The sequence below is a fragment of the Acidithiobacillus sp. TH-A35 genome (assembly GCF_057473505.1).
Map to the genome: position 1 here is coordinate 1 of NZ_JBYCKR010000266.1, position 6,675 is coordinate 6,675.

Consider the following 6,675-nt stretch of genomic DNA (forward strand, 5'->3'; position numbering starts at 1 on the left):
AGGAAGCCGATCAGGGTAAGGATGGGCAGTGAGTTCGGACCGGTATTGACGATAGTGGCGGAGATTTCGCGCCACGGAAAGCTGCGCGGGTGGCGCAGTCCGCGCCCGAACTCCAGCAAAAGGGCGCCCAGGAGCAGAAAAAGTCCCCAGAGGTCACGTCCCGTTTCGATCAGGAATGCACCAAATTGATCAAGAAAGTGCCAGGGGCGCCGGGGTGGAGGGGCAATCGGCTGAATCTGCGCCAGACGGGCGAAAATACTGTGTTGCTGGTCCTCCATCCGGATCTTTTCCGGCAATTGGCTGCCCCAGGCCTGCCAGAGCAGGAGTGCCCCGGCGCTGTCGAGGGCCTCGATAGCGGTGAGGTCCCACAGTGTTTCCGGACTGATGTTCCGCAGCGCCGATTCTTGCGCTGCAAAATTGCCGCCGAGACGCCGCAGGGTCCAGCGCCCGCTGAGGCGCAGCGTCTGGCCGTCGCGTTCCCAGTTCGGTTGCTGTGCGTTACTTCCCGTCATGCGCGGGTCTGGGCTTTTCTCGGTCATTCCTTAGGTTATACTCGGCGAATGGCGTTTGCAGGAGTACACGGATGGCTATTGTTGCACGAAGTTCCGGCTTCACCCAACGGTTTCGGCGCTGGCCCACGCTGCTGCTGGTCGCGCTGCCGCTCAGCGCCTGCAGCGCGTTTCCTGTGCACCATCCAGAGGTACAGTTGCTGAGTATCCAGCCGGAGTCGGTGGGGCTGGTCTCGCAGACGTTTTTGCTGGCGCTCAAGGTCAGCAACCCCAATGACAGTGCGCTCCATGCCAAGGCGGGAGAGGCGCGTCTGTATGTGCAGGATCGGCAGGTGGCCTACGGATTGCTGGATAAGCCGGTCGATGTGCCCGCCTACGGCAGTGTCACGGTGAACATACCGGTCACGGGCAATTTTCTGACATTGCTGGGGGATCTCGGCAGTGTCAGCGCCAGGGCTGGGCTCCCCTATACCGTCAAAGGTTATCTGGTGACCGGCATGCTCGATATGCGGATACCTTTTACCGTCACTGGGGCTTTGCATCTGCCGCTGTCACCGAGCCCCAGCGCAGTTTTGCCTTGAGTGCAAGGTGATCGGAGAGCGGTTCGGTGACGGTTTCAATCGCCGTAAATTCCAGGTCAGGGCTGCAGAGGATGTGATCGAAGGAAAAGCGCGGTGACCAACTGGGAAAGGTGGGCGGGCTCCAGGGCGGCGCCTGCAGCCCACTTTCGTTGAGGAGCAGGCGTATTTCCGGGGAGCGTGCCGTGCAGTTCAGGTCGCCCATGAGAATGAGATTCGGGCGTCCGCGCAGACGTTGGGCGAGATCGCGTATCTGACTGAGGCGCGCATGACGGCTGAGGCCGAGGTGGGTGATGATCACTGTCAGGGCTCTTCCTCCAACATTGAGCCGGTTTTCCAGCATGCCGCGCCCTTTCATAAAGCTCGGCAGGGAATGCGCTATGGTCTCTTCAATGGGCCAGCGCGAGAGAATGCCGTTGCTGTGCTGGGCGAAGTCGCCAAAGTCACGGGTACGTTGTTGCGCCCAGTAAGGGAAATGGGCGCGGTCAGCGAGAAAACCCGCCTGATTGACATACTGGCTGCGAAAAGAGCCGGCATCGACCTCGTTGAGTCCGGCGATGTCGGTTTCCTCCAAAATCATGGCGATCCGCTCCAGGTTGCGCAGACTCTGGCCGTGCGGCATCACATATTTCCAGCCGTGCAGGAACATGTGCCGGGCGCGATGGGAGCCGATGCCCACCTGAATGTTGAAAGACGTCACGGAAAACTCTGAAGTGTCAGTCATGGTCGAGCTCAATGTCGAGTTCCTGCCAGGGCGCGCCATCACCCGCGCGGATGAAGGCGCGGAGGAGGATCACCCCTTTGATGTCCGCAGCCAGTAATATCTGATAGGGCGTGCCGGTGGGGACGATATCCGCGATGGGCGCGGCGGCGTGAGCGTAATGTGCGAAAGATGTTTCGCCACGGGACCGGATCAACGCGAGTGTTGCGGCAAAGTTCGCCGGCGGACAGGGATAGACGGAGACGGGCACGTCGGCGATAGCGCCGATAAGTCCTTCGCCAACACCGGATTGCAGGTCTGCAAGCAGGGCGTTGGCCAGGGTGCGTGGCAGTTTCAGGCGCTTCACGCGCAGACGCCACAGGCCGGGTCGCGGCGCAGGGTGATCTGCCGCCACTGCCAGCTTTGCGCATCCACCAGCAGGAGCTGCCCGGCCAGCGGGGAATGGCCCGTGCAGAGCAGGCGGATGGCTTCTGCCGCCTGCATACTGCCGAGTACGCCGAGGAGCGGGCCAAGGACGCCGCTACGTGAGCAGGTATCTCCGGTGTCCTCTACGCCGTCCGGGTAGAGACAGGCATAGCAGGCGCTTTCCGGCACACGAAAATCAAAGACGGCGAGTTGCCCTTCCCAGCGGATGGCCGCAGCACTGACCAGAGGTTTGCCAGCGTTACGGCAGGCGCGGTTGATGGCGTGGCGGCTGCTGAAGTTGTCGGTGCAGTCCAGCACCAGATCGTGGGTGCCCAGTGCCGCCGCAAGAGACTCAGGTTGCGCTGATTCCGCCCAGGCGCTGACCCGAATCTGCTGATTCATGGCACGCAGTCGATCGCGTGCGGCCAGGGCTTTGGGGCGTCCCAGGTCGGCTTCGCTATAGAGAATCTGGCGTTGCAGATTGCTGAGTTCGACCTGATCCCCATCGCAGACGGTCAGGTTGCCGACGCCCGCGGCCGCCAGATACTGGGCGGCCGGACAGCCTAGCCCACCCACGCCGATGATCAGCACCCGGCTGGCGGCCAGCGCCTGCTGTCCGGCAATGTCGATTTCCGGCAGGAGAATCTGGCGCGCATAACGCAGCAACGCAGCGTCGTCGAGGGCGTCAGTCATTGTTGTTGCAGCGGCAGACGGGAGCTTTCGTTGGGCATGTCATCAGTGTAGCAACGCGGAGGGGATTGCTCCAGTTACGGAGTGCTTCGCCGATGGCCCAGGGCCAGACGACCGCCATAGCCGGTGAGTTCCAGATAGCCTTTCCCTACGGTCTGCTGGCCCGTCATGGCGCGCACGGCGCCTTCCCAGTAGACGGTGCCGCTGCTGCGGCTGGCGTCGAATTCCTGATTGTCCATGAGCGGAACGACAGCGAGATGCATGCTTCCCACCTGCATCTGCCAGCGTACAGGGTAACGTATGCCGGTTTGCGGCGACCGCCACCAGCCAGTAGGCCGCATGCGGATGTCTTTGGCCGGAATGTAGTGTACCTGGCCCTGCGCATTACGCTCTGTGCCAGCCAGCCAGAAGGGCGCACCGTCGGCGCGGCGCATCATGAAGACCATGAGGGCACCGCCATCCTGCAGATTGATCCCCAGCCAATCCCAGCCGACGGCCTTTTTGGGCAGATACGCCGCCGACCATTCGTGATCCAGCCACGCCTCCCCGCTGACCAGCTCACGCTGTCCTTTGATGTCCACCGTCCCGCTGACCTTTAGGTGAGGAAGGCTGTAGTAGTAGCTGGCATTCTTCGGGTCTGGACCCTTCCGGCTGATGCCCTGGAGACCTTCGAGTATCACGGGTTGGGTTGGCGTGAATCGCAGTCGATAACGGATTCTTTTGCCGTTGATACGTGTCTCGTAATCCTGCCCCTGCTGGCGCAGGTACCAGTGGCGAATCCAGACATCGGTATGGTCTCGGTCCGCCCCTGCTAATCCGAGACCCGCGCGCGCGGTCCGTTGCGCGGTAAGCAGATGCCCGACGCGGGGATCGCTCAGGGCCGCTTCGGCAAAAAGCAGTTCGCGGGGATTGAAGGCGCTGGGGTTCGCCCAAACCTTAGGGGGCCGGACCCGGAAAAGGTGATCTGAAATCCCAGCGGTTTTCCCGCCGCGTTATGCAGCCAACCCGTTACATACCACCATTCAATGGGGAAATCCGGGTGACTACCCAGGGCGTTGGGGAATTGCATGGGGTATTGCGAGGTGACCTTCACATCCGGCGTGGGCTGTAAAGGCAGGGGCATCCCCGGCAGACTGGATTCGGCCTGCGCTGGTCCATAGAGCCCGCAGCACAGCATCAGAAGACCGGAACATATCCCTTTGCGCAGTAATCCCGACCGTAAATGACTAATCATCATGCAGCACCGCGGAGTTGTGCCGGATCGCCCGCCGCCCGGCCAGCACCATGGTCGCCGTGCTCGCCAGCCAGAGGATGGCACTCAGGGTCAGTAACAGCGGCCAGGACGGACGAAAGCCCATGTGCCAATGGAAAGACTGGGGATTGACCACTTCGATCAGGATGACGCTGATGGCCATCCCCAGCGCGCCGCCGATGAGTATCCCGAGGACTGAAAGAATGCTGCCCTCGGCAAGGAGCAGAGTGAGCAGATCACGCCGCCGCAGACCCAGATGCCGCAGCATGGCGTATTCGTTGCGGCGCATCAGCGTCTGCGCCCCGAAGCCACTGCTCACCCCCAGCAGCCCGATCACCATGGCGACAGCCTCCAGTGCATAGGTGGCTGCAAAGCTCTGGTTGAATATTTGCAGGCTCTGACTGCGAATTTCTTTGGGGGTCGCGACCAATAATTGGCCACCACCGGGCAGTGTCTGCCGCAAGTTGCGGATGGTGGCCGGTATCGCGGCACCAGGACGCAGCCAGAGGGCGACGCCGTTGACGGCATCGTCTCCAGACCATGCGCGGTATTGCTGAATGGGTATGGACACTGACCCCTCCTGATAGGCGTAATCCCGATAAATACCGGCGATGGTCACCGCCCGCTCCTGCCCACCCAGCGGCAGATGGATTACCTGCCCGGCCTGCCAGCGACTGATGCCCGCCAGAATCTCCGAAATCCACACGGGCGGCGGCTGTTGTGGCCCGACCCTGACCGCATGGAGTATCTGCAATTCCCGTTCTGGATCGTTGCTGTTCATGCCCCGCGCGAGAAGCATCACGGGTGGATGTCCCGGCAATAAATTCAGGGTGACTCGCCGCAGGGGTGAGCAGGCGCGGACATTGGGCAGTGCGCACAGCAGATGCGCAGCCCCATGAGGGAGGAATGCGTCCCTATTCATCCCTGCCTGTACATAGAGGTCCGCGCGTAAGATGTCGGTCAGCCAGTTGGCGACCGAGTCGCGGAATGAACCCACCATCACCGCCATGGCCACGACCAGACTAAAGGCCACTACCACTGCAGCCAGGCTTTGCGCCGCCCGCCCCGGCGCGCCCCGCAGTTGTTCCAAGGCCAGACGCCAGACGGGTGCATGGGGCAGGGGAAAGATCCGGGTCAGTCCGCGCAGGAGCGGCGCCAATAAAAAGAGCAGGGCGAAGAGCAGGCAGGCTACCGCGCCGTAGGCCAGATAAGGGATGCCGTGGATGGCCGGAGCTAAAGACCCTGCCAAGGATAGTCCCAAGAGCAGCAGACCTATCCAGGGATGTTGGCGCTGCTGATGGCCTTGTTCTTCTGTGCCGGCACGCAACGCCAGGGCGGGGGTCGCCCGGCTGGTTTCCCAAGCCGGTAAAAAGGCGCCGGTCAGCGCTGCACCCAAGCCCGCCACGAAAAAGATCAGCATGAGTCCCGGATGCCATTGCAGATGCAAAGCCGTGGCACTGAAATACCCCGCCCCGAGGTCGCCACCCATACGTGCCAAGGCCAGCCGGGCCGCCAGCACGCCCAGCGGCAGACCCAGCAGCGCACCCGGCAGACCCAAGACCACCCCCTGCAACAATACGGCCAATACGACTTCGCGGCGGCGCAGGCCCAGGACCCGCAACAGCGCCAGTTGCTGCCGCTGCCGCACTACCCCCATGGCCAGGGTGGAATAGACGAGAAAGGCCCCGGTAAACAGCGCCACCAGCGACAGCACCAGCAGATTCACCCGATAGGCGCGCGATGCATCCGCTGCTACCCGCCCTTGCTGGGCAGGACTTTGCAGCACGGCGCCGACCGGCAAATGGCCACGCCACTGCGCCAGGAAGTCGCCGGTGCTCGTTCCGGGACGCAGGCGCAGGTCCACCTGATTCATGGCGCCCACCTGTCCCCACAACCACTGCACCGCCGCAATATCCATGACGCCGAATGCTCCGCTATCGCCCATATCGGGGAGTTCCCCGATGATCCGTAGCGTGCGTGGCTGCCCATCCGCATCGAGCGTCAGCGTATCACCTACCCGCAGGCCGAGATGCGCCAGCGCCGCCGGGCTCAGGGCAATGTGGTCAGGGGTCAGCATGGCAAGCGGGTTATGCAGGTTGAAAGGCAGCAGTGGTTGCCCCATCCGCGCCGCCTGAAAGGCGTCAATACCCAGAATATGGAGCATTCCTTTGCTGGCAGGATGCAGCACCGGCGCCTGCAAGCGGATTTCCGGAGTAGCTACGGCCACACCTTTGGCCATGCTCAGGCGCACATACCATTGTTCGGAAAAGCCCCGTCCCGGCGCCGTCAGCGCCAGGTCAGCCTGCCCCGACAGGCGCCGCAGTCCGGTAGAAAAATCACTCACGGCCTGAATGTTGATGAGGGCGATGGCCAGTCCCAGCGCGACCCCCAGCGCAATGCCGATGATAGCCAGCACGCTCGCGCCCGACCTTTGGCGCAGGGGACGCCAAACGGCCGCCTGCCACGGAATCCGGGTGATCACAGGAAACGGAAGCCCTGTGCGTCGAAGCGCAGACGCCG

6 protein-coding genes and 2 pseudogenes are annotated in these 6,675 nt (G+C 62.6%); 1 reads left to right on the plus strand and 7 read right to left on the minus strand.

Annotated features, from left to right (window positions below; all coding sequences use genetic code 11):
- A pseudogene (locus AC2VNK_RS08780) lies at positions 1 to 512 on the minus strand (ABC transporter permease); the annotation flags it as partial.
- Positions 513 to 583: 71 nt separating this feature from the next.
- Between AC2VNK_RS08780 and AC2VNK_RS08785 the strand changes: the two are divergent.
- Positions 584 to 1,090 carry an LEA/WHy family protein gene (locus tag AC2VNK_RS08785; RefSeq protein ID WP_486883496.1) on the plus strand — a complete coding sequence of 169 codons (507 nt, stop codon included), beginning with the start codon at positions 584 to 586 and terminating at the stop codon, positions 1,088 to 1,090.
- Here AC2VNK_RS08785 and AC2VNK_RS08790 read toward each other — a convergent pair.
- The 6 genes and pseudogenes from AC2VNK_RS08790 to AC2VNK_RS08815 form a co-directional block, all read right to left on the minus strand.
- Complete coding sequence (locus AC2VNK_RS08790) at positions 1,035 to 1,811, minus strand: endonuclease/exonuclease/phosphatase family protein (protein WP_291525398.1); 777 nt, start codon at positions 1,809 to 1,811, stop codon at positions 1,035 to 1,037. The genes AC2VNK_RS08785 and AC2VNK_RS08790 overlap by 56 nt on opposite strands.
- Positions 1,804 to 2,154 (minus strand): hypothetical protein, encoded by a 351-nt coding sequence (locus tag AC2VNK_RS08795; RefSeq protein ID WP_486883497.1) that lies wholly within the window; start codon positions 2,152 to 2,154, stop codon positions 1,804 to 1,806. Before AC2VNK_RS08795 ends, AC2VNK_RS08790 begins: the two co-directional genes overlap by 8 nt.
- Positions 2,151 to 2,906, minus strand: a complete 756-nt coding sequence (locus AC2VNK_RS08800) for a HesA/MoeB/ThiF family protein (protein ID WP_486883498.1) — start codon at positions 2,904 to 2,906, stop codon at positions 2,151 to 2,153. The genes AC2VNK_RS08795 and AC2VNK_RS08800 overlap by 4 nt, the downstream gene beginning before the upstream one ends.
- Before the next feature lie 74 nt (positions 2,907 to 2,980).
- The gene (locus tag AC2VNK_RS08805) at positions 2,981 to 3,349 is read right to left on the minus strand and encodes a lipocalin family protein (protein ID WP_486883500.1); all 369 of its coding nucleotides are present in this window, start codon (positions 3,347 to 3,349) and stop codon (positions 2,981 to 2,983) included.
- A 132-nt stretch (positions 3,350 to 3,481) separates the two neighbouring features.
- A pseudogene (locus tag AC2VNK_RS08810) lies at positions 3,482 to 4,140 on the minus strand (lipocalin-like domain-containing protein); the annotation flags it as partial.
- Positions 4,130 to 6,675, minus strand: a 2,546-nt coding sequence (locus AC2VNK_RS08815; RefSeq protein ID WP_486883499.1) for an ABC transporter permease, incomplete at its 5' end; no start/stop codon positions are given. The pseudogene AC2VNK_RS08810 and the gene AC2VNK_RS08815, both read right to left, overlap by 11 nt.

Excerpts from the sequence above, each read along its gene's own strand:
- AC2VNK_RS08790 (WP_291525398.1), bottom strand. The coding sequence starts at position 1,811 with ATGACTGACACTTCAGAGTTTTCCGTGACGTCTTTCAACATTCAGGTG.
- AC2VNK_RS08800 (WP_486883498.1), bottom strand. The coding sequence starts at position 2,906 with ATGACTGACGCCCTCGACGACGCTGCGTTGCTGCGTTATGCGCGCCAG.
- AC2VNK_RS08805 (WP_486883500.1), bottom strand. The coding sequence starts at position 3,349 with ATGGTCTTCATGATGCGCCGCGCCGACGGTGCGCCCTTCTGGCTGGCT.
- AC2VNK_RS08785 (WP_486883496.1), top strand. The coding sequence starts at position 584 with ATGGCTATTGTTGCACGAAGTTCCGGCTTCACCCAACGGTTTCGGCGC.